Source organism: Streptomyces pseudogriseolus (genome assembly GCA_002154585.1).
Taxonomy (GTDB): domain Bacteria; phylum Actinomycetota; class Actinomycetes; order Streptomycetales; family Streptomycetaceae; genus Streptomyces; species Streptomyces pseudogriseolus.
The window spans coordinates 1-450 of record MUNG01000404.1 but is presented as its reverse complement, the minus strand read 5'-3'; the positions used below and the strand labels follow the sequence as shown (position 1 = coordinate 450).

Genomic DNA, 450 nt, shown 5'->3' with positions numbered 1-450 from the left:
GCCGCGGTCACCGTCGTACGGCGCGTTCATGGTTACCCCACCTCATCGTCCCTGGCCCACCGGCCACGACTTCCTCAACGGTCCACTCTCTCACCCGTGCCGGACGGGTCGGCGCTTTCCGGTGCGGTGTCCGGGGCCGGGTCACTCGGCTGCTCCGGAGCGCCTTCCCGGGTGTCCGGCGCGGACTCCTGGGTGGGACGCCTGTCGGAGGCTTCGGGGTTCTGCGCCTCGCCGGCGTCCACGTCCGCCTCGTCCGCCGCGTCGTCCTGCGTCCGCTCCTCGGCCTTGCGGGCCGCGGCGCGCTTGCGCTGGGTGTACATCCGGAAGCCGGCCAGGACGAGCAGCAGCACGCCGCCGCCGATGACCAGCATCACCGTCGCGGTGATCTCGGTGACCTTCACGTCGAACGTGACGGGCTGACCGTAGGGCCGGCCGTCCTGCGTGTACAGC

General features: G+C 72.0%; 1 pseudogene. It reads right to left on the bottom strand.

The annotated features are described in order from the left end of the window. Positions 1 to 74: 74 nt before the first annotated feature. A pseudogene (locus CCN29_RS29185) lies at positions 75 to 450 on the bottom strand (DUF6049 family protein); the annotation flags it as partial.